At 36.2% G+C, this 25,028-nt stretch carries 30 protein-coding genes; 14 read left to right on the forward strand and 16 right to left on the reverse strand.

Features of this window, described 5'->3' with window-relative positions:
• Positions 1 to 21 precede the first annotated feature (21 nt).
• The 5 genes from AC1Q51_RS12790 to exsF all read left to right on the forward strand — a co-directional run bounded on the left by AC1Q51_RS12790 (position 22) and on the right by exsF (position 4,411).
• Positions 22 to 540, forward strand: a complete 519-nt coding sequence (locus AC1Q51_RS12790) for a YjcG family protein (RefSeq protein ID WP_000765871.1) — start codon at positions 22 to 24, stop codon at positions 538 to 540.
• Between the two features lies 1 nt (position 541).
• Positions 542 to 964 carry a GNAT family N-acetyltransferase gene (locus tag AC1Q51_RS12795; RefSeq protein WP_000543305.1) on the forward strand — a complete coding sequence of 141 codons (423 nt, stop codon included), beginning with the start codon at positions 542 to 544 and terminating at the stop codon, positions 962 to 964.
• Positions 965 to 1,063: 99 nt separating this feature from the next.
• Entirely contained in the window at positions 1,064 to 3,130 is a 2,067-nt protein-coding gene (locus AC1Q51_RS12800; protein ID WP_000191194.1) for an ATP-dependent helicase, read from the forward strand.
• Positions 3,131 to 3,272: 142 nt separating this feature from the next.
• Positions 3,273 to 3,740 carry a spore coat protein CotY gene (cotY, locus tag AC1Q51_RS12805; RefSeq protein ID WP_001277719.1) on the forward strand — a complete coding sequence of 156 codons (468 nt, stop codon included), beginning with the start codon at positions 3,273 to 3,275 and terminating at the stop codon, positions 3,738 to 3,740.
• A gap of 167 nt (positions 3,741 to 3,907) precedes the next feature.
• Entirely contained in the window at positions 3,908 to 4,411 is a 504-nt protein-coding gene (gene exsF, locus AC1Q51_RS12810) for an exosporium protein ExsF (protein ID WP_000492939.1), read from the forward strand.
• A gap of 73 nt (positions 4,412 to 4,484) precedes the next feature.
• Here exsF and AC1Q51_RS12815 read toward each other — a convergent pair whose 3' ends face one another.
• Together AC1Q51_RS12815 and AC1Q51_RS12820 are read right to left on the reverse strand one after the other, a co-directional pair.
• Positions 4,485 to 4,670 (reverse strand): hypothetical protein, encoded by a 186-nt coding sequence (locus tag AC1Q51_RS12815; protein ID WP_023521433.1) that lies wholly within the window; start codon positions 4,668 to 4,670, stop codon positions 4,485 to 4,487.
• 101 nt (positions 4,671 to 4,771) lie between these two features.
• Entirely contained in the window at positions 4,772 to 5,131 is a 360-nt protein-coding gene (locus tag AC1Q51_RS12820; protein WP_000899660.1) for a DUF1360 domain-containing protein, read from the reverse strand.
• A gap of 125 nt (positions 5,132 to 5,256) precedes the next feature.
• Between AC1Q51_RS12820 and exsY the strand changes: the two genes are divergently transcribed.
• Positions 5,257 to 5,721 carry an exosporium assembly protein ExsY gene (gene exsY, locus AC1Q51_RS12825; RefSeq protein ID WP_001277740.1) on the forward strand — a complete coding sequence of 155 codons (465 nt, stop codon included), beginning with the start codon at positions 5,257 to 5,259 and terminating at the stop codon, positions 5,719 to 5,721.
• A 48-nt stretch (positions 5,722 to 5,769) separates the two neighbouring features.
• On the opposite strand, the gene AC1Q51_RS12830 is transcribed toward exsY, so the two are convergent.
• The 10 genes from AC1Q51_RS12830 to AC1Q51_RS12875 all read right to left on the reverse strand — a co-directional run bounded on the left by AC1Q51_RS12830 (position 5,770) and on the right by AC1Q51_RS12875 (position 13,899).
• Positions 5,770 to 6,342 (reverse strand): spore coat CotO family protein, encoded by a 573-nt coding sequence (locus AC1Q51_RS12830; protein ID WP_492331584.1) that lies wholly within the window; start codon positions 6,340 to 6,342, stop codon positions 5,770 to 5,772.
• 141 nt (positions 6,343 to 6,483) lie between these two features.
• Positions 6,484 to 7,254, reverse strand: coding sequence for an enoyl-ACP reductase FabI (gene fabI / locus AC1Q51_RS12835; protein ID WP_000421885.1), 771 nt, complete (start codon positions 7,252 to 7,254; stop codon positions 6,484 to 6,486).
• A gap of 108 nt (positions 7,255 to 7,362) precedes the next feature.
• Positions 7,363 to 8,217, reverse strand: coding sequence for a dTDP-4-dehydrorhamnose reductase (gene rfbD, locus AC1Q51_RS12840; protein ID WP_098235198.1), 855 nt, complete (start codon positions 8,215 to 8,217; stop codon positions 7,363 to 7,365).
• Between the two features lie 12 nt (positions 8,218 to 8,229).
• Positions 8,230 to 9,201, reverse strand: coding sequence for a dTDP-glucose 4,6-dehydratase (gene rfbB, locus AC1Q51_RS12845; protein WP_001024177.1), 972 nt, complete (start codon positions 9,199 to 9,201; stop codon positions 8,230 to 8,232).
• A gap of 15 nt (positions 9,202 to 9,216) precedes the next feature.
• Entirely contained in the window at positions 9,217 to 9,762 is a 546-nt protein-coding gene (rfbC, locus tag AC1Q51_RS12850) for a dTDP-4-dehydrorhamnose 3,5-epimerase (protein ID WP_000864165.1), read from the reverse strand.
• An 8-nt stretch (positions 9,763 to 9,770) separates the two neighbouring features.
• Positions 9,771 to 10,508 (reverse strand): sugar phosphate nucleotidyltransferase, encoded by a 738-nt coding sequence (locus AC1Q51_RS12855; RefSeq protein WP_492331542.1) that lies wholly within the window; start codon positions 10,506 to 10,508, stop codon positions 9,771 to 9,773.
• Between the two features lie 14 nt (positions 10,509 to 10,522).
• Positions 10,523 to 11,203 (reverse strand): glycosyltransferase family protein, encoded by a 681-nt coding sequence (locus AC1Q51_RS12860; RefSeq protein WP_492331543.1) that lies wholly within the window; start codon positions 11,201 to 11,203, stop codon positions 10,523 to 10,525.
• Between the two features lie 14 nt (positions 11,204 to 11,217).
• Positions 11,218 to 11,904 (reverse strand): glycosyltransferase family protein, encoded by a 687-nt coding sequence (locus tag AC1Q51_RS12865; protein ID WP_001271186.1) that lies wholly within the window; start codon positions 11,902 to 11,904, stop codon positions 11,218 to 11,220.
• The gene (locus AC1Q51_RS12870; RefSeq protein WP_001078430.1) at positions 11,901 to 12,590 is read right to left on the reverse strand and encodes a class I SAM-dependent methyltransferase; all 690 of its coding nucleotides are present in this window, start codon (positions 12,588 to 12,590) and stop codon (positions 11,901 to 11,903) included. Before AC1Q51_RS12870 ends, AC1Q51_RS12865 begins: the two co-directional genes overlap by 4 nt.
• A gap of 211 nt (positions 12,591 to 12,801) precedes the next feature.
• Positions 12,802 to 13,899 carry a glycosyltransferase gene (locus tag AC1Q51_RS12875; RefSeq protein ID WP_090975820.1) on the reverse strand — a complete coding sequence of 366 codons (1,098 nt, stop codon included), beginning with the start codon at positions 13,897 to 13,899 and terminating at the stop codon, positions 12,802 to 12,804.
• 165 nt (positions 13,900 to 14,064) lie between these two features.
• On the opposite strand from AC1Q51_RS12875, the gene AC1Q51_RS12880 reads away from it, so the two are divergent.
• The 7 genes from AC1Q51_RS12880 (at position 14,065) to AC1Q51_RS12910 (ending at position 21,423) form a co-directional block, all read left to right on the forward strand.
• Complete coding sequence (locus tag AC1Q51_RS12880; protein ID WP_458895032.1) at positions 14,065 to 14,970, forward strand: BclA C-terminal domain-containing protein; 906 nt, start codon at positions 14,065 to 14,067, stop codon at positions 14,968 to 14,970.
• Positions 14,971 to 15,092: 122 nt separating this feature from the next.
• The gene (locus AC1Q51_RS12885; RefSeq protein WP_000444386.1) at positions 15,093 to 15,938 is read left to right on the forward strand and encodes a TylF/MycF family methyltransferase; all 846 of its coding nucleotides are present in this window, start codon (positions 15,093 to 15,095) and stop codon (positions 15,936 to 15,938) included.
• A gap of 184 nt (positions 15,939 to 16,122) precedes the next feature.
• Positions 16,123 to 16,875, forward strand: coding sequence for a class I SAM-dependent methyltransferase (locus tag AC1Q51_RS12890; RefSeq protein ID WP_065228468.1), 753 nt, complete (start codon positions 16,123 to 16,125; stop codon positions 16,873 to 16,875).
• A gap of 13 nt (positions 16,876 to 16,888) precedes the next feature.
• Positions 16,889 to 17,815 carry a glycosyltransferase family 2 protein gene (locus AC1Q51_RS12895; RefSeq protein ID WP_065228475.1) on the forward strand — a complete coding sequence of 309 codons (927 nt, stop codon included), beginning with the start codon at positions 16,889 to 16,891 and terminating at the stop codon, positions 17,813 to 17,815.
• 118 nt (positions 17,816 to 17,933) lie between these two features.
• Positions 17,934 to 19,094, forward strand: coding sequence for an FtsW/RodA/SpoVE family cell cycle protein (locus AC1Q51_RS12900; protein ID WP_000654698.1), 1,161 nt, complete (start codon positions 17,934 to 17,936; stop codon positions 19,092 to 19,094).
• A gap of 76 nt (positions 19,095 to 19,170) precedes the next feature.
• Complete coding sequence (gene prpE, locus AC1Q51_RS12905) at positions 19,171 to 19,911, forward strand: bis(5'-nucleosyl)-tetraphosphatase PrpE (protein ID WP_000872702.1); 741 nt, start codon at positions 19,171 to 19,173, stop codon at positions 19,909 to 19,911.
• Positions 19,912 to 20,034: 123 nt separating this feature from the next.
• Complete coding sequence (locus AC1Q51_RS12910; RefSeq protein ID WP_090975815.1) at positions 20,035 to 21,423, forward strand: peptidase G2 autoproteolytic cleavage domain-containing protein; 1,389 nt, start codon at positions 20,035 to 20,037, stop codon at positions 21,421 to 21,423.
• 48 nt (positions 21,424 to 21,471) lie between these two features.
• On the opposite strand, the gene AC1Q51_RS12915 is transcribed toward AC1Q51_RS12910, so the two are convergent.
• Genes AC1Q51_RS12915 through AC1Q51_RS12930 form a run of 4 tightly spaced genes read right to left on the reverse strand, consistent with a single transcriptional unit; the run spans position 21,472 to position 24,236 of the window.
• Positions 21,472 to 22,365: an RluA family pseudouridine synthase gene (locus tag AC1Q51_RS12915; RefSeq protein ID WP_001079097.1), complete on the reverse strand. Its 894-nt coding sequence runs from the start codon at positions 22,363 to 22,365 to the stop codon at positions 21,472 to 21,474.
• 14 nt (positions 22,366 to 22,379) lie between these two features.
• Positions 22,380 to 23,177 (reverse strand): NAD kinase, encoded by a 798-nt coding sequence (locus tag AC1Q51_RS12920; protein ID WP_000673192.1) that lies wholly within the window; start codon positions 23,175 to 23,177, stop codon positions 22,380 to 22,382.
• Between the two features lie 18 nt (positions 23,178 to 23,195).
• Positions 23,196 to 23,834, reverse strand: a complete 639-nt coding sequence (gene yjbM, locus AC1Q51_RS12925) for a GTP diphosphokinase (protein ID WP_001081482.1) — start codon at positions 23,832 to 23,834, stop codon at positions 23,196 to 23,198.
• Between the two features lie 30 nt (positions 23,835 to 23,864).
• The gene (locus AC1Q51_RS12930) at positions 23,865 to 24,236 is read right to left on the reverse strand and encodes a UPF0738 family protein (protein ID WP_001180005.1); all 372 of its coding nucleotides are present in this window, start codon (positions 24,234 to 24,236) and stop codon (positions 23,865 to 23,867) included.
• Between the two features lie 144 nt (positions 24,237 to 24,380).
• On the opposite strand from AC1Q51_RS12930, the gene AC1Q51_RS12935 reads away from it, so the two are divergent.
• Complete coding sequence (locus tag AC1Q51_RS12935) at positions 24,381 to 24,959, forward strand: CYTH domain-containing protein (RefSeq protein WP_065228463.1); 579 nt, start codon at positions 24,381 to 24,383, stop codon at positions 24,957 to 24,959.
• The last annotated feature ends 69 nt before the right edge of the window (positions 24,960 to 25,028 follow it).

A 25,028-nucleotide genomic window follows, 5' to 3' on the forward strand; every position in this document is an offset into this window, starting at 1 on the left:
TACAAAGGGAGGAATTGGAACATGAAATTAGGCATTGTAATTTTTCCATCTAAAATGATTCAAGATAAAGCGAACGGATTGCGTAAGCGTTATGACCCGCACTACGCATTAGTTCCGCCACATATTACATTGAAAACACCCTTTGAGACGCAAGATGAACAATTAGAATCGATTGTAAACGAGCTACATACAATCGCAGGTAAAACGAATCCTTTCACCCTTCATGTTGGGAAAGTTGGTTCATTCGCACCTGTTAATAACGTCCTTTATTTTAAAGTAGAAAAAACACCTGAACTTACTTTCTTAAATGAAGAAATGCATGGCGGGTTATTCACACAAGAACGCGAATATGCTTTCGTACCTCACTTAACAATCGGACAAGGCTTATCAGATGCAGAGCATGCTGATGTATTGGGTCGATTACGTATGAAAGATTTCTATTATGAACAACCAATTGATCGTTTCCATCTTCTATATCAATTAGAAAATGGAACATGGACTGTACACGAAACATTCCACCTTGGAAAGGGGAACAACTAATTTGCACGCACAGATTGTACAAACGGACGAACAACTAAGAGATGCATTCTCTGTACGTAAACAAGTGTTTGTAAATGAACAACGTGTCTCTGCTGAAGAAGAGTACGATGAGTTTGAAGAAACTTCAACACACGTTGTTATATATGACAATGATGTTCCAGTTGGTGCTGGACGTTTTCGCACCCTTGATGGTATAGGGAAAATGGAACGCATTTGCGTGCTAGGTTCCCATCGTAAAAAAGGTATCGGAAAAATTGTTATGGATGCGCTTGAAGCGTATGCAAAAGAAAATTCGCTACCAAAATTGAAACTTCATGCTCAAACACATGCTGAAGATTTCTATAAAAAACTTGGCTATGTAACGAGTTCTGATGTATTTATGGAAGCAAATATCCCGCACGTCGTAATGATAAAAGAATTGTAATTTGAAAGCAGGAGGTGACCCCTCCTGTTTTTTACATTGCTATTTTCTTTTTCTTCCGCTAAAGTTAAATGTTGATGCTATAGTTTTGAAGGTGAACATATGACACAAGAAAAATTTTCACAAAAATCGTTAACACACGCCGATATTCCGCGTGCGACATATCATATTCCGAAAACATCTACCCATTTAATTATGGAAGAAGATGTAGATGCGGCTTATTTCCGCGCTCTCGAACAACAAAATGTTTTTTTAAATGAAAAACAATTAGAAGCCGTGCGCACAACAGAAGGTCCTGTTCTCACACTAGCTGGTGCTGGAAGCGGGAAAACATCTGTTTTAACAACTCGCGTTGGTTATTTAGTAAATGTAAAACAAGTTCATCCACGAAATATTTTATTACTTACATTTACACAAAAAGCAGCTGAAGAAATCCGAAGTCGTGTTGCGAAGTTACCAGGTATGAATCATGCAGCAAGTAGCTATGTTGTTGCTGGTACATTCCACTCTGTTTTCTTAAAATTGCTTCGTAGTCAAGGGTATAATCAGCAAATTTTAGCAAATGAAAAACATAAACAAATTATGATAAAGAAAATCTTAAAAGAATTGCGTTTAAAAGACGATTATGATGCGGAAACGATACTCGCGATGATTTCACTTGAGAAAAACAAATTAAATCGTCCGAAAGATGTAAAAGCGAAAACACCAGTGGAACAAGAATTTAAAGAAGTATATGAACGTTTTGAAGAAGTAAAACAACGATACAATTATATTGATTTCGATGACATCTTATTGGAAACATATTATATGTTAGAAAATAATGCTCCTTTACTAACTCAATTACAACAACGTTTTCACTACATTGAAGTAGATGAGTTTCAAGATACATCGTATGCACAATATGAAATTGTAAAATTGTTAGCCACACCAAGAAATAATTTGTTCATCGCAGGTGATGATGATCAAGCTATCTATGGCTGGCGAGGGGCAAGTCACCAAATTATTTTATCTTTTCCAAAAGAATTTGATAACACAACAATTATTGCACTAAATACGAATTATCGATCCAATCCCTTTATCGTCGGGCTTGGAAATGAAGTTATAAAATTAAATCAAGAACGTTTTGATAAAGAGCTATACTCCGTTCGTGAGGAAGGTGTACAACCTTTTTATGCAAGACCTGCTACGACTCTTGATGAAGCAAATCAAATTTTACAGCTCATTCAAGAAAAAGTGGATAGCGGTGAACGAAACTATAAAGATTTTTGTTTACTGTATCGCACACATTCTGTAAGCCGTTCGTTACTTGATCAGCTTACCATTCATAAAATCCCGTTTATTAAACACGGGGCGAGCCAATCATTTTATGAACATTCTTTAATTAAGCCTGTATTAGATCATTTAAGACTCGTGATTGAGCCGTTTCGACTAGAATCACTTTCAAACATATTGCCGACGATGTATATCGGACGTGATGATTGTATTTCATTTATTGAACGTGAACAATGGAAATATGGTGAGGGGCGCTTCCCTTCTCTTCTTCATTTCTTACTATTAAATCCAAGCTTAAAACCTTTTCAAGTGAAAAAGGTAAATGAGCGCATCGATTTTATTAAGTTTATTAAAGAATTAGAACCGAAAAAAGCATTAAAAGAAATCATTCATGGTAAAGGAAAATATTTAGAGTACTTACAAAGTAACGATCGTTCTTCCTTTACGATGCATAAAGACATACAAGAAGAAATGTTGGAAGAATTAATGGAGTCTGCAACTCGTTTCACCGATATTCCAGCTTATTTACAATTTATTGACGAAGCGATTCAAGGTCAAAAAGAAATGGAAGCATTAAAAACAATGCCGCAAAAAGATGCCGTTTCACTTATGTCAATTCATAACGCAAAAGGCCTTGAATTTCCATGTGTCTTTTTACTTGGAGCGAGTGATGGGATCCTGCCGCATACTTCTTCTTTAAAAGATGCAAATGATCGTGTTACGGAAACTTCTGAAGCATTAGAAGAAGAACGCCGATTACTTTATGTCGCCATTACACGTGCGAAAGAAGAACTTTACATTTCTTCTCCGCAATTTTTCAGAGGAAAGAAATTAGATATATCTCGTTTTTTATATACTGTGCGAAAAGATTTACCTGAAAAGACATCCACTAAATAAGGATGTCTTTTTTTATAATGCGTTATGTACATCCCTCCTATATAAATTCCTTGTTTTTATCATAAGAATTAACGTAATATCAACCATATCCCACTCATATTGTAATAGTGTATGTCAGAACTCACGAGAAGGAGTGAACATAATGAGCTGCAATTGTAATGAAGATCATCAACATGAGTGTGATTTCAACTGTGTATCGAATGTTGTTCGTTTTATACATGAACTACAAGAATGTGCAACGACAACATGTGGATCTGGTTGCGAAGTTCCATTTTTAGGTGCACATAACAATGCATCAGTAGCTAATACACGTCCTTTTATTTTATACACAAAAACTGGAGAACCTTTTGAAGCATTCGCACCATCTTCAAGCCTTACTAGTTGCCGATCTCCTATTTTCCGCGTAGAAAGTATAGATGATGATGACTGTGCTGTATTGCGTGTACTAACTGTAGTTTTAGGTGATGGTACCGCTGTACCACCTGGTGACGACCCAATCTGTACGTTTTTAGCTGTACCAAATGCAAGACTAATATCAACCTCCACTTGCATTACTGTTGATTTAAGTTGCTTCTGCGCTATTCAATGCTTACGCGATGTTTCTATTTAAAACTAAATAATGAGTTAAGCATGGATTGGGTGGCAGATAATTCTGCCACCCAATCCATGCTTAAAGAGTATTCTTATGTAAATTTCTTAAAATTGGGAACTTGTCTAGAACATAGAACCTGTCCTTTTCATTAACTGAAAGTAGAAACAGATAAAGGAGTGAAAAACATGTTCTCTTCTGATTGCGAATTTACTAAAATCGATTGTGAGGCGAAGCCAGCTAGTACACTACCTGCCTTTGGTTTTGCTTTCAATGCTTCTGCACCTCAGTTTGCTTCACTATTTACACCACTATTATTACCTAGCGTAAGTCCAAATCCAAATATTACTGTTCCTGTAATCAACGATACAGTAAGTGTCGGAGATGGCATTCGAATTCTACGAGCTGGTATTTATCAAATCAGTTATACATTAACAATTAGTCTTGATAACTCACCTGTTGCACCAGAAGCTGGTCGTTTCTTCTTATCATTAAATACGCCAGCTAACATTATTCCTGGATCAGGTACAGCAGTTCGTTCTAACGTTATTGGTACTGGTGAAGTAGATGTATCCAGTGGTGTTATTCTTATTAACTTAAATCCTGGTGACTTAATTCAAATTGTGCCAGTTCAGTTAATTGGAACTGTAGACATCCGCGCAGCAGCATTAACAGTTGCACAAATTAGTTAGTAAAAAGCGGTATTTCTAATACAGAAATACCGCTTTTTATATAATAAAAAACACTCACAGTAGCATGAGTGTTTCATTCTTCATATTGTTTTATTGCGTTCTTCTTTTTCCCACAATTGCATCCCTTTTTCTTCACAAATCCTTGTTGTTGTAATTGTTCTTGATATGCCTGTTGTTGTGCTTGGTGTTGTTGCTGTATATGATACCACTGCTGCAGGTCATATGAATTTTGCCTTGGATTATTGCTCACAGCAAACATCTCCTCTACTGTCAATTCTGTCTATTTACTATATGAACAACTCTTTATTTCCGTTCCCTCATTCTTTTAAACTCCGCTTTTTCTCTTATTATGAAAAAATATTATTCTCCCATAAAATATCCTGTAACCGTTTCAATGATTGCTGCTGCACCTGCAATGGCTAATAATGCAAGTAACGGCTCCGCAATGATAGGAATCCAATTATATAAAACTAATAAAAAAGCACTAACCCATACACCTGTACACCAATAACAGCTTAACAATTCACCAATCCACTTTCTTAATCCTTTACCTTTTACTTTTGTAAATGTTGATACACTTCCATCCGGCTCCGTAATCTCTAATTCATCAATAAATGGTCTTCGCAAAAAGGCTGTTATTTTATCATATACAATTAAACGAGTGAGCCTAAAAGCAGCTAACGCAAAAATAAAAAATAAAAGCCAGCTTGTAAACAGCATAATTCCACCTTCCCTTATCCTCTTTCGCCTATTTAAAAAAAAAGGTCTTGAGATTGTGACCAAATCTCCTCGACTCCAATATCTTATTAATGTAAATACAAACAAGAAGATAAGGAGTGACATTAATGAGTTGTAACGAAAATAAACACCATGGCTCTTCTCATTGTGTAGTTGACGTTGTAAAATTCATCAATGAATTACAAGATTGTTCTACAACAACATGTGGATCTGGTTGTGAAATCCCATTCTTAGGTGCACACAATACTGCATCAGTAGCTAATACACGCCCTTTTATTTTATACACAAAAACTGGAGAACCTTTTGAAGCATTCGCACCATCTGCAAGCCTTACTAGCTGCCGATCTCCAATTTTCCGTGTGGAAAGTGTAGATGACGATAGCTGTGCTGTACTACGTGTATTAACTGTAGTTTTAGGTGACAGTTCTCCGGTACCACCTGGTGACGATCCAATTTGTACGTTTTTAGCTGTACCAAATGCAAGATTAATATCTACAACTACTTGTATTACTGTTGATTTAAGCTGTTTCTGTGCGATTCAATGCTTACGCGACGTTTCTATCGTTAAGTAAACTAAAAAACTATTGGGGTGGTAGAAGCTTTCTACCACCTTTACATATTTAAAAGCCAGCCATACTAATCGATTGGATATCATCTATAGACAACCTAATATCTCTCATACTATTTTGCGGCATAATAGATACAATGCCATTACGATACGATATGATCGATCCAACATAAGAAACTGTAGTTGTTTTTATTCTGCACCTTACTTTCGGAATATAATGAGGGCGGTTTAATAAAAAATGAATTTTTTCATCATTATTCATATCCTTAAATGATTTATTATACGGGACAGTTCTTACTGGTTCTTGTTGTTCTTGCTCTTCTTGTTGTTCTTGCTCTTCTTGCTCTTCTTGTTCTGCGTGTTCTTCTTTTTCTTCTTCTATTTTTTCTTCCCCTTGCTGCTCTTCTTGTTGTTCTTGTTCTGTTACCTCTTCCACAGCACCGCTTACAATATTTTCATGTCTATTACTTTGCTCTTTTTGATCTTCATTTTCAAAGTTTGTCAGGATAATCCTTTTTATTTTCGGTGCAGCAAGTTCTAAACTTACTTGCGCAATATATAACAACGGTTTTCCAACTGTTGAACTTTTATTTTTATTCTTCACACTCGTCCCTCCCACTTCCATACGTAGCTGAATAAATCGTGTACTATTATAGTTATATTCATCACGTGGCAAGAACTTTCGTTAAAAATCGTTCTTTCTCAGAACAAATAAAAAGGACAATCTCAGCATTTAGAGATTGTCCTTTAAAAATTAATATTCTATTTATCCTAGGATATGATACCCTGAATCAACGTGAATGTTTTCTCCTGTTACTCCACGTGCTAAATCACTGAATAGGAATACTGCTGTATCGCCAACTTCTTCTGGAGTTGTTGTACGACGAAGTGGTGCGCGCTCCTCAATTTCTCTTAAGATTGAGTTGAAATCGCCTACACCTTTTGCAGACAACGTACGAATTGGTCCTGCAGAAATAGCGTTGACACGAATACCATGTTGACCTAAATCGTTCGCTAAATATTTCACGCTCGCTTCTAATGAAGCTTTCGCAACACCCATAACGTTATAATTTTTCACAACGCGCTCGCCGCCAAGGTATGTTAACGTTAAAATATTTCCGCCTTCTGTCATTACTTTCTTCGCTTCTCTTGCTACAGCTGTTAAAGAGAATGCACTAATATTTTGTGCAAGTAAAAATCCATCGCGAGAAGTATCTACAAATTCACCTTTTAAGTCATCGCGATTTGCAAAAGCAATACAATGTGCTACACCGTGAATAGTACCTACTTCTTGTTTAATTGTTTCAAAGCAAGCTGTAAGTTCCTCATCATTCGTTACATCACAAGGTAATACAAGTGATTCTTGTCCTTCTAATGTGTCCGCTAATTCACGAACGTTTCTTTCTAAACGTTCTCCTGCATATGTGAATATTAATTTTGCACCTGCATTATGCAAAGAGCGAGCAATTCCCCATGCAATACTTCTTTGGTTCGCAACGCCCATAACAACAAATGTTTTCCCTTGTAATAGTTCCATGATATATCCTCCCAGAAATACTTATACTTGTTATTAGTACCTGATACTATAATTATAGTACCATAAAACCGCTTAAAGGCAAACAAAAAAGTCATTAACAGAAATTTGTTAATGACTTTTGGTTTCTATAAAAAACCGCTCTAATCCTTCTTCCCAAGAAGGCATTTGTGAAAAACCATTTAATCGTAGCATGTTGTGTTGAAAAATAGAATATTTGGGCCTCGCAGCTGCAGCCCCGAATTCTTCCGTTGAAACAGGTAATACATGCACTTTCATATTTGCATACGAAAATATCTTTTGTGCAAATTCAAACCAAGAGCATGAGCCTCTGTTTGATACGTGGTATGTACCGTATAAAGAAGTATGAATGAGCTTATTAATAACCATATTTAAATCCGCCACATACGTAGGCGAGCCAACTTGATCCGCTACAACAGATATTTCATCTCTTTCTTTTCCTAATCGCATCATCGTTTTCACGAAATTATTTCCATATTTACCATATAGCCACGATGTGCGAACGATAAAATATTTATTATGTAACTCTTTGACGAACTGCTCCCCCGCATACTTAGAGGCTCCATATATATTTATCGGCGCTGGACTATGAAATTCGTCGTATCCATCTGGTCTAGCGCCTTGAAATACATAATCAGTACTAATATAAACTAGCTTCGCCCCTACTAATTGTGAAGCAACCGCTACATTTCTAGCTCCGATTGCATTTATTCTATATGCAAGATCCTGTTCTTTCTCCGCATGATCTACTTTCGTATAGGCAGCACAATGAATAATTATATGTGGTTTTATTTCTTGTACCACTTGTTGTATTCGGGATATATTTGTCACATCTAATAACTTTTTATCAAATGGATATATATCATATTCTTCAGAGTTTAACTCTTCAAATAGTTGCTTTCCTAATTGACCGTTTGCTCCTGTTATGATAACCCTCTCTTTCATGTAACATGCCCCTTACTGGTCTTTTAGTGGTTTCCACCATTCCTTATTCTTTTCATACCATTTCACCGTCTCTTGTAATCCTTGTTCAAACGTATATTTCGGTTCCCAATCAAATTCATTCTTCATTTTCTCTGCATCAATCGCATAACGACGATCGTGCCCTAAACGATCTGTAACATATTCAATGTCTTTTTTTGTTTTTCCTAAAAGAGTAATAATTTGTTCCACAACTTCTACATTTGTTTTTTCATTATTTCCACCTATATTATATACTTCTCCTACACGTCCCTTATGCAAAACAACGTCAATCGCACTGCAATGATCCGTTACATGTAACCAATCTCTTACATTTAAACCATCACCATATAACGGTAGTTTTTTTCCTTCTAGTGCATTCGTAACCATTAATGGAATTAATTTTTCAGGATACTGGTACGGTCCATAATTGTTAGAACAACGCGTTACTATAACCGGTAATTGATATGTTTTATAGTAAGATAGAGCTATCATGTCCGCGCTCGCCTTACTTGAAGAATATGGACTATTTGGAGCTAACGGCGTTTTCTCTGTGAACTTCCCTGTTTTTCCTAAAGAGCCATACACTTCATCCGTTGATACTTGCACAAATTTTATATGCGAATATTTTTTAACTAGTTCTAATAAAGTGACCGTCCCAATTACATTTGTATCATAAAAAGGAATCGGATTTTCAATACTACGGTCCACATGTGATTCAGCTGCAAAATTTACAATCACTTGTACGTCCCGCTCTTTTATAACGTGTTCTAATAGCTCTCCATTTTGAATTTCTCCCTTTACAAAAAAGTAATTCGGGTGATTCTGAAGAGATTTTACATTATTTAAATTCCCGCTATATGTTAATGCATCGTAATTAATAATTTTATATGTTTCATAACTTTGTAGCATGTAATGAACGAAATTACTTCCAATAAATCCAGCCCCACCTGTTACTAATATATTCATAAACAACGCTCCTACTTAAAAACTATCTTCATATTCCTCTAATAATGGTAATATCTGATCCTTATCGGACAATATAGGATCGGTTACTGGCCAAGGAATTGCTAAATCTTTATCTTCCCAAAGTAATCCAGAGTCATGCTCTGCGCTATAATATTCATCTACTTTATACATAACGATAGTATGCGGGACAAGCGTGCAAAATCCATGTGCAAACCCTCTTGGCACTAGTAATTGCCGATGGTTATCTGCACTTAAAATATACCCTTTCCATTGTTTAAATGTTGGTGATTTTTTTCGTAAATCAACGATAACATCATAAATTGCCCCTTGCATAACTTGAATGAGTTTCGTTTGTGCTTTCGGTTTTTTTTGAAAGTGTAGTCCTCGAATCGTTCCAGCCTTAGCCGAATAAGATACGTTATCCTGTACAAATGAATACGTAATCCCTAATGTTTCTAGCACCTGCTTATTATAACTCTCTGAAAAAAAACCACGCTCGTCTCCAAATAACCTCGGTTCTAACAATTTTGCATCGGTAAAATTTGTTTCTATAACTTTCATATTCTCACCTATTCTCCGTTAAACTGTTTCCCAAAGTTAATATCCCGCGCTAACGTATTCGCCTTTTGAAGCGAAGCATGAGTTCCCGCATCAGTCCACCAGCCGCTCATTTCATTATAAGTAAGTACCCCTCGTTTTAAATACCAATTATTTATATCTGTAATTTCAAGTTCTCCCCGTGCAGAAGGTTTTAATTCTTTAATATAAGAAAAGACTTTCGAATCATACAAATAAATTCCCGTAACCGCATAAGAACTTTTCGGCTCTTTCGGCTTTTCTTCAATTTCAACTATTTTTCCATTTTGAATATGTGCTACGCCAAATCTTTCGGGATCTTCTACAGATTGTAATAGCACTTTCGCACCTTCTTTTTGATTTGCAAACTCTTCAACATACGGAAGAATATCATCTGAAAAAATATTATCCCCTAATATAACTACCATACGATCATTCCCGACGAAATCTTCACAAAGCCCTAACGCCTGTGCGATCCCGCCCGCTTTATCTTGCACACGATACGTAAAGGACACTCCAAATTCATGACCACTCCCTAAAAAGCTAACAACATCCCCCATATGCTCTTTACCTGTAATAATCATAATATCTGTAATATCGCATTGTTTTAGCTTATATACCGCATGATAAATCATCGGATACCGACCAACAGGAAGTAAATGTTTATTCGTTACTTTCGTTATTGGATATAATCTCGATCCAGTACCACCTGCTAAAATAATTCCTTTCACTTTGCATCTCTCCTTTATGATGGAGATAATATATCTTTGTAATGTTCTACAAACACTTTCCGGTACTTCTCATATGTATCCGCATCAAACTCATCCCCGTTGTAATGAATACAACATAAATTTGCTTGATTTGGGATACCGATTAAATAACCAGCCCTTTGAAACTCTAAAGACTGTGATATATCATAAAAGTGAAACCCTTGAAACAAATCTTCTCGCCACGGAATATCATACTGCGTTGCCATAAATAAACCATCAATTGCCTGAACTGACAAAAATGGTTGATTACCATAAAAAACCTGATCTAAATTTAATAATTGATAATTCTGTCTTCTATATTCAATCACTTTCCCTACTAAATTTTTTCCTTCCCACCATATCCCGTTATTCGGTAAAAACTGAGCCCCAGCGACTCCTATTAAACCAAGCTTTTCATTTTCTTTAAAAAGAGATATAAGTGTAGAAAACATGTCTTGATTAATAAGATATGTATCTTGATGTATATACACTTTGTATTTCGCTGGATATGAAAGGGCTCGGTTGTATGCACTTGCCATACTTTGCGCATCTCGTATCGGAAAAATTTGCACGACATAACCAGGGGGAACAAAAATGTTTCTTATTTGGCTCTCACATTGTTTGAAAAGCTCCTCATTATTTACACAAACAACGACTAATATTGTATGATCTTTCATTTTTGTCCCCCCTTTTATTCTTCCTTATTTACATCTGACATATAGTGTTCCACAAATATTTTTCGATACTTTTCATAGTTCGTCATATTCACATCAAAATGATAATGGATACACCAAGCATCGCGCTGTACAGGCACACCGACTGTATATCCTGCTTTTTTAAATTCAAACGATTGAGATACATCATAAAAATCAAATCCGTCAAATACGTCTTCTCGCCACGGAACATCATATTGTGTCGCCATTAATAAACCGTCAATACATTCTACAGGAATAAATGTTTTTGATTCATGATACGGTTGTTCTAAACTTGCCATATAAAACAAATCATTCATATAACCAATGACCTTCCCTACAATTCCACGCCCTTCGTTCCATACACCAGTCGGAGGAACATATTGCGCTCCAACCATCCCAATCATCCCAAGGTGTTCATGTTCCTCAAATAATTGAAGTAATCCGTATAAAAAAGCCCTATTTATAATAAAAACATCTTGATGTAAATAAACTTTATACTTCGCAGGATGCGAAATGGCTTGATTGTATCCACTCGTCATACTTTTCGCATTTCGAATCGGCATAAATTGGACAATATATCCTGGCGGTACTAACAATTGCAATATATGTCGCACGCAGTTTGCATACAATTTCCGATCATTTATACATGTAACAAATAATATTGTTTTGTCTGCAGCACTCATAATTGTGATTTTTCAGCTTCAATAATATACTGAAATACAACTGTCTCAGCCATGAAGCCACTTCCAAGACGATATTTTTTACAAATTCCATATAACTCCTCAATAAGTGGTTCATACATTTTATGATCAACATATACACGATCTACTTTACTAATTGAATATCCTGCTTTTAAAAACATTCTTAGCATTTCATTGAATGTAAAGAAACGAATATGTGTTTTATCTAATAAACCATATTCTGTATACGTCCAATTTCCAGCAAGTAAGGGAGCTAATACTGAAATATGAGCAACGTTTGGTATACTTGCTAAAATCACACCATTTTGCTTTATATATGGCTTTACTTTTTCTATTACAGCCCACGGATCAAATAAATGCTCTAATACATCCCCAAATATGACGCAATCAAATTGCCCCTCCTCATAAGGAAGATCTATTTTTTCTATATCCCCTAAAATAACATGATCTAGTCTTTCTTTCGCTTTTTCTGCCGCCTCTGGAAATGCCTCAATTCCTGATACACGTGTACCATTTTCTTTAATAGCCGCTCCCAATGCACCGCTCGAGCAACCAATATCAAGAACTTCTTTCCATTCCTTTTTTATATGCTTTAATAAATTCGGATTCGCTGCATTATAATAATGCTCGGATTTTTCTTCATATAAAGAACTTTTTTCGCGATTCATTTCACACACTCCTTATGCAAATTGAATTAGAAATATAAATCTCATATGAATTCTATAAAGTGCAGATTTTTTTCATCCCCCAATGATTATTAGCCCGCAAATAGCAGTATAAAATCTTTTATTTATATTGGTTACGTTACTGATACTCTAATATATAACCAATCTATTAGAGTTAGAATAGCGATAAATCATTTCTAAAAAACGAAACCTATTACACTTTATATGGTTTATCAAAAACTCCCCGAAAATATTTACGGTTATATTCAATTGCAGCATTATTCGGAACATAAGAAGCTGCTAATTCATTGTAATAATACGCTTTATCCTGCTCCCCTAACCTGCTATAACAAATACACATTTGTAAATAGGGTAGCCATGTGTAGCTAGCTGGACTATGGAAAGGGCTTTCCGTTGCCATTGGTACTTCCGTTGCAAGTTTAAACCAAAATATCGCTTCATTATATTTTTCTTGTTCCATATATATATATCCTATTCTTGTACAATTCTCTCCTCTAGGGACGTCATACCGAAACGACTTCACACAAGATTCGATTGCCTTCTCCCACATTCCGAGCTTCGCATAGCAATCTCCTAGCTTACCACATGCATAAATTTTTTCTTCATACCATCCTTCGTCTTGATTAAGAAATGTTTCATATAGAAGAACTGCATCATCATATTTTTGGTTATCCGTAGATTCATTTGCGTAATAAAATAAATCTCTCGGACTCAATTCTTCACCTGCAGCTACAGTATTTTGAAAAATTTTCAAATTACGATCTGTTACTTTTTTTTCTTTTTTATGTGTAATAGCAACATTACTACTAAAAACCTCACCAGAAATAGCCAAATACTCATGAACCTTTCCAAACCATTGAAATTGTTTTTCACGCTTTACAAGTCGATTTCTTTTTGTACAATATAAAGGTTTCCCGTTAGAATCCATTGCAAGGTGATAAGGCATCGAAACAGCATCAATTTTAGGATCTAATTCTCTTTTTAAAAGTTTCAATGCTTCTTGAGCATCTTCTAATAATACGTCATCTGCATCTAGCCACAATATATACTCTTGCGTCGCTTTTGAAAAAGAAAAATTTCTTGCTGCTGCAAAATCATCAATCCACTGGAAATCATATATGTTAGAAGTGTATTTCTCTACGATTTCTTTCGTTCGATCGACGGAACCTGTATCAACTACTATAATTTCATCCACAATTTTTTCAACTGTTTCTAAACAACGGGCTATTGTCTCCTCCTCATCTCGAACAATCATACATAAACTAATTGTAATTCCTTGCTTGTTCAACATAATCACCCTCTTCCAAATCAATCATATGTTATACATATACTAAACTTTCCATTTTTTTAAATTGTTCAAGTAGTTTAAGATTTCTTTTCAATAATTCAAATGTCCGTGTCATTTTCTTTCGGTTTTGCATCTACTATATAATGAACGCTTTATGGAGGTGAATTTATGTCAAATAATAATTATTCAAATGGATTAAATCCCGATGAATCTTTATCAGCTAGTGCATTTGACCCTAATCTTGTAGGACCTACATTACCACCGATACCACCGTTTACCCTTCCGACTGGGCCAACCGGGCCGACTGGACCGACTGGACCTACGGGGCCTACTGTACCTACCGGGCCTACTGGACCTACTGGACCTACGGGGCCTACTGGACCTACGGGGCCTACTGGACCTACTGGACCTACTGGTGTCACTGGGACTACTGGACCTACGGGGCCTACTGGTGACACTGGGGCTACTGGACCTACGGGGCCTACTGGTGACACTGGGACGACTGGACCTACGGGGCCTACTGGTGACACTGGGGCTACTGGACCTACGGGGCCTACTGGTGACACTGGGGCTACTGGACCTACGGGGCCTACTGGTGACACTGGAGCTACTGGACCTACGGGGCCTACTGGGGCTACTGGACCGACTGGACCGACTGGCCCATCCGGACTAGGACTTCCAGCAGGATTGTATGCATTTAACTCCGCTGGAATTTCTTTAGATCTTGGACTTAATGCTCCAGTACCATTTAATACTGTTGGATCTCAGTTTGGTACAGCAATTTCTCAATTAGATGCTGATACTTTCGTTATTGCTGAAACTGGATTCTATAAAATCACTGTTATCGTATATACTGCGGCAATAAGTGTATTAGGGGGGCTTACAATCCAAGTAAATGGGGTATCTGTACCAGGTACTGGGGCTACTTTAATCTCAGTTGGAGCACCTATCGTTGTTCAAGCAATTACGCAAATTACGACAACTCCATCATTAGTTGAAGTAATCGTTACAGGACTTGGGCTATCATTAGCTCTTGGTACAAATGCATCTATTATTATTGAAAAAGTTGCTTAATTTTTTACTTAGCAGTAAAACTGTTATCAGTTTTACTGCTTTTTCAATTTTAAATTCAATCATGAAACATTCGCTATCTACATAATCATATTGTTGTATGACATTTTGCAGGAGGCACAAATATGGAAAGTAAATCTGCGGTTCAGCTTTATCTCGAATTGCTAAAGAAGACAATTTTATTTGAAATATGGTTGGAATATGAGGCATACTTACCCGCATCTCTACATATTTCGAAAGAACTAGAATTCGAACCAGTTACAGTCCCCCTCCCTTTATTCATTAAGCAATATGCTGAAAACCATAACTTAAAAATTGTAAAACCAAATGTTTCAAAAAGTGAACGTCATGATGGAATGGATTGGCCAAGAGCAGCACATAGCATGATTGGTCGAGAACGTATGAACCAATTACAAGAGGCAATGGAAACCGTTGTTCGTGAAAATATAGAAGGAGATTTTATTGAAACAGGTGTATGGCGCGGAGGATCATGCATTTTTATGAATGGTTTTTTACAAGCAAACAACATTACGAATCGTAATGTGTGGGTCGCAGATTCATTTGAAGGTTTGCCAGCACCGAATCTAGAACAATATCCAAAAGATTACGGTGATTATTTACACACATTCGATTACTTACGCGTCTCTTTAGAACAAGTACAAGAGAATTTCAAAAAATATGATTTACTAAATGATCAAGTGAAATTTTTAAAAGGCTGGTTTAAAGATACTTTACCAACAGCACCAATTGAAAAAATAGCAATTGCACGGCTTGATGGTGATATGTACGAATCTACAATGGATGGTCTCGTGAACTTATATGATAAAGTTTCTAAAGGTGGCTATATAATTATCGATGACTACGGGCTACCGCCATGCGCTGAGGCTGTGACAGACTTTAGAAATCAACGGAATTTAAAAGCCCCTATTACTAAAATTGATGTATTTGGCGTTTATTGGAGAAAAGAATAAAAAAAGATTTAATCTATAGGAGATTCCATTTCTACTCATCCTTCTCTCACTTCTAATCCAATTAAGTATTCTTTTTCGGAATCTCCTTACATATAACAATGGTTTTCCTGTGTTCTCTCACTACAAATTGAAAATTTTATTAATAGATTTACTGCATCTTCTCATACAAGAAAGGGGTATACTCATGAGCGAACTTAACAAAGAAATGACTTTACTCCCCCCTCCTGAACTCGTCCAGTATGTAGGTGGCGACTTCAAAAAAGTTGGAAAAGAGTTCCTAAAGCATTTTATTCAAATTGGCGCTTTAAAATCAAATGAAAAAGTATTAGATGTAGGCTGCGGCGTCGGCCGAATGGCTGTACCATTATTGAATTACTTAAATGATGATGGAGCGTATTATGGATTTGATTTGTTTAAAGATGGAATTATTTGGTGTCAAAATAACATTTCAACTATGCGTAATAATTTTCACTTTGAACATGTTGACATATACAATCAATTCTATAATCCAGAAGGAACAGAAGATGCCTCTCAATATCGTTTTCCCTATGAAGATGGGACATTCGATTTTATCTTTTTAACTTCTGTATTTACACATCTTCTCCCAAAAGAATTAGAACATTACGTATCTGAAATTGTACGTGTATTAAAAAAAGACGGGAGATGTTTCATTACATTCTTTCTAATAAATCCTGAATCGTCCTATTATTTAAATGCAGGACAAAGTACATTAGGTTTTTATCATCGAATTGAAAATTGCTACGTTGTGAATAAAGATATTCCAAATTTTGCAGTTGCTTATCCTGAGACAGATATTTGCAATCTATTGAATAAGTACGGCCTAGAAATAATCAATAAGCCGCATTACGGTTTATGGTGCGGCAGACATGAATATACAAGTTACCAAGATATTGTTCTTACAAAAAAAAACTTCTGAAAGGAAGTTATGTATGATGAATGAAAAAAATCTACCTCTCGTTTCCATCCTTATTCCCACTTATAATCGGCCTCATTATTTTAAAATTGCTCTAGAAAGTGCATTGGCACAAACTTATTCAAATATTGAAATCATTATCGGAGATGATAGTACAAATGATGAAACAGCAACTTTAATACGCGAACAATACTTACCAAATTATAAAAATATAACATACATTCGAAATATCCCTACTCTAGGACAATTTCACAATGACCTTATGCTCATAGAAAAATCAAATGGTGAGTATATAAATTTTTTAATGGACGATGACGTGTTTTATAAGCATAAAATACAAAAAATGATGACCTATTTTGAGCAAGATCCCAATAAAAATCTTGCTCTTGTTACTTCTTATCGAGTACGTATTGATGATCATGGAAATCTAATAGGTGATTCCCATCCAACACAAAGGTTATATAGTGAAGACACTCCATTAAACGGGATATTTTTAGGTAATTGGATGTTAAAGGGCGGGCACAATATTATCGGTGAGCCTACAACTACTTTGTTCCGAAAAGAATTGCTCACTGATCCTTTTGGTACTCTTAAAGAGCGACAATATTCTTGTAGTGTTGATATGGCCTCATGGATTTCTTTACTTTCTAAAGGAAATGCAATATACATTTCTGAGCCTTTAAGTCAATTTCGCTACCATGCTGGACAACAAATACACAATAAGCTCCTTCAAGGTTGTGAAGATTTCACACACCTCGTTATAACAGCAAAAGAATATGGCTTTTTACAAAATACTACGGACTATAGAGCAGCTCTACTTAGTGCTTACCAATGGTGTAAAAGTTCCTTAAAATACTATCTTCATCAACTAGATATTTTTCCTGACGCACATGTACGTCTTTCCCATTGTTTGGATATAATTATTAAAGAGTTAAACAATTAAATTACTCTGCAAAATTAAAAGTGTATGGGCTATATGCGAATCATTCGTATAGTTCATACATTCTTTCTCATACTATAAAATCCATTACTATAAAGAGCATTAGAAAGGAATACCTACATTGAAAGATCCAAATTCTCAATATCAAATAGACTACGTATTACTATTTATTTTATTTGCCATTGGGATTGTTAGTTGTTGTGCTATTGCAAGTGCGCAAGCCTCTTTACCGCCATTTTTACAAAACGTCAATTTTGTACTAAAGCAAATCCAATGGTATTTCATTGGATTTATAGCCATTGGTGTTATTATGATTATCGATTTCGATCGTTATCAAAAAATTGCTTGGTATTTGTATAGCTTTGCAATGGTACTACTTATTGGACTAGAACTTCAAGTACCAGGTGCCGTTACAATTAAAGGCGCTACCGCTTGGTACAGGCTCCCAGGCATCGGGAATTTTCAGCCTTCTGAAATTATGAAATTGTTTTTAATTATCGTCATTGGAAGAATTATAGCAAATCATAATGAGAAATATTTTCCCCGAACAATGCGTGATGATTTTTTATTACTTGGAAAAATATTTGCGACAAGCTTGCCACCACTACTACTTATTGCAAAAGAACCAGATTTAGGAAACACAATGGTCATTTCAGCGATGCTTGCAGCAATGATACTAGTTTCTGGCATACGATGGCGTTTTATTTTCGGATTAGTTTCAGGTACTTTCGTTGCTGGATCTACATTAATATATATTTTTTTTACTCACACAGATTTCTTTAAAGCACACATTTTAAAAGAATATCAATTAAATCGCTTCTACGGATGGTTAGCACCTTACAAATATGATGCACAAGGCTATCAATTAAGACAAGCATTCTTAGCGACTGGATCCGGAGAAATGCAAGGAAAAGGGTGGGAAAATGGACAAGTATATTTTCCAGAACCACATACAGATTTTATTTTCACTAATGTCGCTGAACAATTTGGATTTCTAGGCGCAAGTGTCATTATTTCTCTTTTTTTCTTACTCATTTTTCGAATGATTCATATTGCTTTAGAAAGTAATGACCCCTTCGGTAGTTACATTTGCGCTGGTACAATCGGAATGTTTACTTTCCAAGTATTCCAAAATATCGGGATGACAATCGGATTACTTCCCATTACAGGGATAACATTACCTCTTATGAGTTACGGAGGAAGTTCACTGCTTACATACATGATTGCGATTGGATTCATTTTAAATGTTCGCTCAAGAACGAAAATCTTTATGTTTAAATGAACAACACAAAAACGCTATATTTTTATCTCTATCCTTTTTTAGATATACTAATGAAAAATACGATGGAGGTTTAAATATGAAATATGACATTATAGGAGATATTCATGGATGCTTCCAAGAGTTTCAAAATTTAACAGAGAAGCTAGGATATAACTGGAGTAGCGGTCTACCGGTTCACCCTGACCAACGTAAACTTGCATTCGTTGGCGATATTACAGACCGTGGTCCTCATTCATTACGTATGATTGAAATTGTATGGGAACTTGTCATACATAGAAAAGAAGCTTATTACGCTCCTGGAAATCACTGTAATAAACTATATCGATTTTTCCTTGGGCGTAATGTAACAGTCGCTCACGGACTTGAAACAACTGTTGCTGAATATGAGGCACTTCCTTCTCATAAGCAAAACATTATAAAAGAAAAGTTTATCACTCTTTATGAACAATCACCGCTCTACCACATACTAGATGAAAAAAGAGTAATCGTATGTCACGCTGGGATTCGGCAAGATTACATAGGAAGACGAGATAAAAAAGTACAAACCTTTGTATTATATGGCGATATTACAGGAGAAAAGCATGCCGATGGCTCACCTGTCCGTCGCGATTGGGCGCAAGAGTACAAGGGGCAAGCTTGGATTGTATATGGACATACACCAGTAGCAGAACCTCGATTCGTCAATCAGACAGTCAATATTGATACTGGTGCTGTATTTGGTGGCAAATTAACCGGATTACGTTATCCTGAAATGGAGACTATCTCTGTCCCTTCTTCGTTACCTTTTGTCGCTGAGAAATTCCGTCCAATTTCATAACTACCTTACTTAGCATTATTTAGGCAGATTTCATATAAAACTAGGTAAAGTAATTAAAAAAAGATGCAATAAAGTGCATCTTTTTTTAATTACCCTACATATAATGTCGCAGGAGGTGACAGAATGAAGAAAAAATCTTCTAAACAAAAAAGAAAATTTCCCCCTTTATATCTGCCCATGTACGGAATTAACAACTGGTGTAGTATTCGGGCTGCAGCGATAGAAGAACTGGAAGAACAAGAGTCATCAAAAAAAAGCAAAGTAAAACCAACATATGTCTCTTTAGAAAATGCTGTGATGAGCCGCATAATCGATCGTAAAAAAATAAAGATGAAACAAAAAAATAAACAGCTCTCAAATCAAGATGAACAGGTACTACATTCTAACCAAACAGAAGAAAAGGCCGAAGAAAATATTTCTGTAGCAATAAATAAAAAAGTGGAACCAGAAATTCCAGCTGCTATTATAAACAAAGTAAAAAAAATAAAAGAGGCATTGGCTTCATCGAATGATATACAAACTGAAAAACCACTCATAATTGAGACACCTACACCTGAAAATACAAAAGTTAAAAGGGGCGGCCGATATGCATATGCGGAGGGGCTTCACTCTCATGCGGAGGGCATGGCAGCACATGCGGAAGGCTTATTAACACACGCAAAAGGTTCTTTCTCTCATGCAGAAGGATCAAACTCAAAAGCAACCGGACATAGTTCGCATAGTGAGGGAAGTGAAACGACAGCAAGCGGTGCTTATTCTCATGCGGAGGGTAAACAGACGATTGCTTTAGGCGAAGCAGCACACGCAGAAGGAACCGCAACTATCGCTAACGGATCCTCTTCTCATGCGGAAGGTCATCATACATCAACAGCTCATTTTGCAGGTAGCCATATTATGGGGCGCTTCGGCACTGCAGAAGAAGCTTATTCTTGGTTTATTGCAAATGGTGTAAACGACACCGACCATAATATCGGGGCTAAATGGCTCGCCCATAATGGAGAAATGTACATTGAGGGCGCGTCTTACAATGCAAGCGGAACGGATTTTGCACAAATGTTTGAAACAGAAGGTCATAAACCTATTGATGTCGGTTATTTCGTTGCATTTAGTAGCGAAGAAAAAATTCGGATAGCTACTTCACACGATTCTTTCATTTTAGGAATATCTAGTGCAACCCCTGCACTTATAGGAAATAGCGGGGCTTTAAGTTGGCAAAAACGCTATAAAACAGATAACTTTGGAAAACGCCAATATGTATGGACGGAAACAGAAGAAATACAACCTCTTTTAAATACAGAATGGGATCCAGCTTGCAAATATGTAGCAAGAAAAGATCGCGCCGAGTGGCTTCCTGTCGGATTAATTGGACAAATGTTAGTACGTGATGACGGCACTTGCGAAGCACATGGATATTGTCGTCCAAATGACAATGGCATTGCTACAAAAGCCGAAAGTGGATTTTTCGTTATAAAGCGTACGGGTGAAAACCAAATTTTAATATTATTCCGCTAAGAAAAAAGGGAACAAAATTCTTTATAATATAAGAATTTTGTTCCCTTTTTAAGTATGCCGCAACACTTCTTGCATATCGCTTGGAAGCTTTATAGTGAAAGACATCTCTTTCTCTAAAATAGGATGATAAAACGTCAAAGATTTACTATGAAGTGCTTGCCGTTTCATTTCATCCCTTCTCCCTCCATATAAGCTATCACCAAGTAATGGATGTCCTATATGAGCCATATGCACACGAATTTGATGCGTTCTTCCTGTCTCAAGCTCAAGCCCTACATGTGTCTTATCATATGTACTATCAATTACTTTAAAATGAGTAACTGCCCTTTGTCCATCTTCACAAACCGTTCGCTCAATAATGCTATCAGATTTTCGACCAATTGGTGCATCAATCATTCCTTCTCGTTCTACAATCTTTCCGTGAACAATTGCTTCATACGTTCGTTTCACAGCTTTTTGTTGATGCTGCTTCGATAAAAGATGATGCACGAAACGATTTTTTGCAATAAGCATAAGCCCTGAAGTATCACGATCTAACCGTGTTACAATGTGCACTGTACTTGCAAGATGCTGCTTATCATAATGAGATAAAATCGCATTGGCAACACTCCCTGTCGGATGTTCTCTAGACGGAATCGTTGACATGTTCGCCTCTTTATCAATGATAAGAACCGCATCATCTTCATATACAATGCATAAAGGGATATCTTCTGCCATCATCCCTTCACTTCTTTCCTCGACTGGAAAAAAGACACTTAATTCTTCACCAGCGCGCAACTGATGACGAACACTCGCATGTTGACTATTTACTTCAATTGCCCCGCCGTGAAACTTTATATCCGTTAAAGCGGCTTTAGAAATACCTTTCGTTTTCAAAAATTCCCTAACTAAAGTTCCCTCTTCAGCCAGCTCTATATCCCATTTCAATGTAAATCTGTTCAAATATATAACCCTTTCTATTTATCTGCAACAAACGAGTCACGAACTCGCTTCCAGAACGGGAACGGGCGGAAACGAACAAATCGTACTTTCTCGTTTGCGACGCGATACTGGATTGATTTCACATCTTGATGGACCATTGTTAAATGATCCACTGTAATTTGTAAGTTCATTCCTGTAGCCGGCTTTAACACACATGTATGATGCTTCGGCAATACGAGTGGCGATCCTACAGTACGAAACACACGATTGTTAATGGACGCCATTTCTGCAATTTGAATTGCTTCAATAGATGGGTGAATAATTGCTCCGCCAAGCGCTTTATTATACGCAGTACTTCCTGAAGGAGTAGAAATACAAAGACCGTCCCCGCGGAATGTTTCAAAATATTCTCCGCGTATTTCTACTTCTGTTACTAATGTACCTTCTGCACTTTTTACAGTCGCCTCATTCATCGCTAAATACTGTGACTCTTTACTTCCATTCACATAGCGAATAATAACTTCTAAAAGCGGATATTCCACCACTTGGAATGGTGTTTTTGCAATCGCAATTACTAATTTCTCTACTTCTGTCGGTAACCAATCTGCATAGAAACCTAAATGTCCTGTATGTACACCAACAAATGCTGTTTCATCCAATCGATTATAATAACGATGAAACGCATACAAAAGCGTTCCATCTCCCCCAACAGAAATTACAATATCGGGTTCCTTTTCATCCATTATAAATCCAAAATCTAGCAAGTACTCTTTCATCGTGCTTGCCAGTGTATCTGATGATTGATCTCCCTTTGACATAATTGTAAATTTCATCGCCCAACACCCTTTAGTTTATGATTCGGAATCTTTCGTTTCTTGCTTTCTTGAAAAAGCCTTTTGCGCTTCTTGAATCTCAAGACGAATAGAAGACATTTCTTCATCTAATAAAAACGCCGCTTCAGCTGCACGTTGCAAGCGTATTTTAATATCTTCAGGAAAACGTCCACTATATTTATAATTTAAAGAATGCTCAATTGTTGCCCAAAAGTTCATTGCTAGCGTGCGTATTTGGATTTCTACCAATACTTTTTGTTCACCCTGAATCGTTTGAACAGGATAACTAATGACAACATGATAAGAACGATAACCGCTATCTTTCTTTTGCGTGACATAATCACGTTCTTCCACGATTTCAAAGTCATTTCGTTTTCGAAGATATTCTACAACAGGCTTAATCTCATCAACAAATTGACACATCATTCTAAGCCCAGCAATATCCTGCATATCTTCTCTCAATCGGTCTAGCGGTACATTTCTCTTCTCCGCTTTATCAATAATACTTGCAACCGACTTTACCCTTCCTGTTACAAACTCAATTGGAGAATGCTCTGTTAACATTGCAAATTGAGTACGCATTCCTTTTAGTTTCACTTTCAGCTCTGCCACCGCTTGGTGGTAAGGTGCTAAAAATTCTTCCCAATTTCGATTCATTTCAACCACCACCAAAATCAATCCATTTGCTTATAGAAATACTTTTTCTACAGCAGTTACTAATTCTTCTCCGTAATTTGCATTACCTTCAATATTTTCAACTAAATATTCTACTTCTTCTTTTAATCCTTCTAATTCCATTTCAATGTCATTCACGCTAACGAACATAACCACATCGTTATTCATCGCTTCATGCATTGCTTCCCAGCATGTGTGCGGAATACTTACATAAATAAAAGATGATTCATTTTCTAAGATATATAAAAATGATAAATTGTCTGAGTCTACAAGTACGTGATTACGTGCACTTAACTCCTTTACCTCTATTTCACTATTTTCCGCACAAAAAATAAGAGCATTCTCTCTCTTTTCTACGCTCTTAACTTGGATTTTATTTTGCATGCTCTAACTCCTCCATCTCAACTTCCTGTCTTACTTAACAGTATTATTGTATCATAACATGGACGCAAACAAATAAAACATTGAACCAAATTTATGAAAAAGCGATAATGTGTAAAGAATTATTTTTCAAAAGGAGATTATACAATGACACAAGAAATTGAAATTGAATTCAAAAATATCGTTACAAAAGAAGAATTCGATACATTATGCAAATCGTTTTCTATTGAAGCATTTACGAAACAAGTGAATCACTACTTTGAAACACCTGACTTCTCGTTAAAAGAAGCTGGCTCTGCACTTCGTATTCGTCATAAAGGAGAAACTTATACGTTAACGTTGAAACAACCTGCAGAAATCGGTTTATTAGAAACACATCAAATCGTAACAGAAGACGAAGCAAAAATGATGATGGAAACAAACACAATCATTCAAGGAGCAGTAGTAGATCAATTACACAAATTACAAATTCCTGTTTCTGCTTTAACATATATGGGTAGTTTAACAACAGAAAGAGCAGAAACATTATTTAAAGGCGGAACGCTTGTCTTTGATCATAGTTTCTATTACAATCACGATGATTATGAAATTGAATTTGAAGTGCAAGATGAAGAAACAGGAAAAGCTGCATTTATTCATTTATTAACGCAACATAACATACCTGTTCGTCATACAAATAACAAAGTAAAACGCTTTTTCCTTGCCAAACAAAACAAAGCACGCTAAAGTGAAAATTCCACTAGTGAATATGTTTCGCTAGTGGATATACCTCACTAAAAAATTTACATCCGTAGA

The sequence above is a fragment of the Bacillus sp. MT94 genome (genome assembly GCF_058792475.1).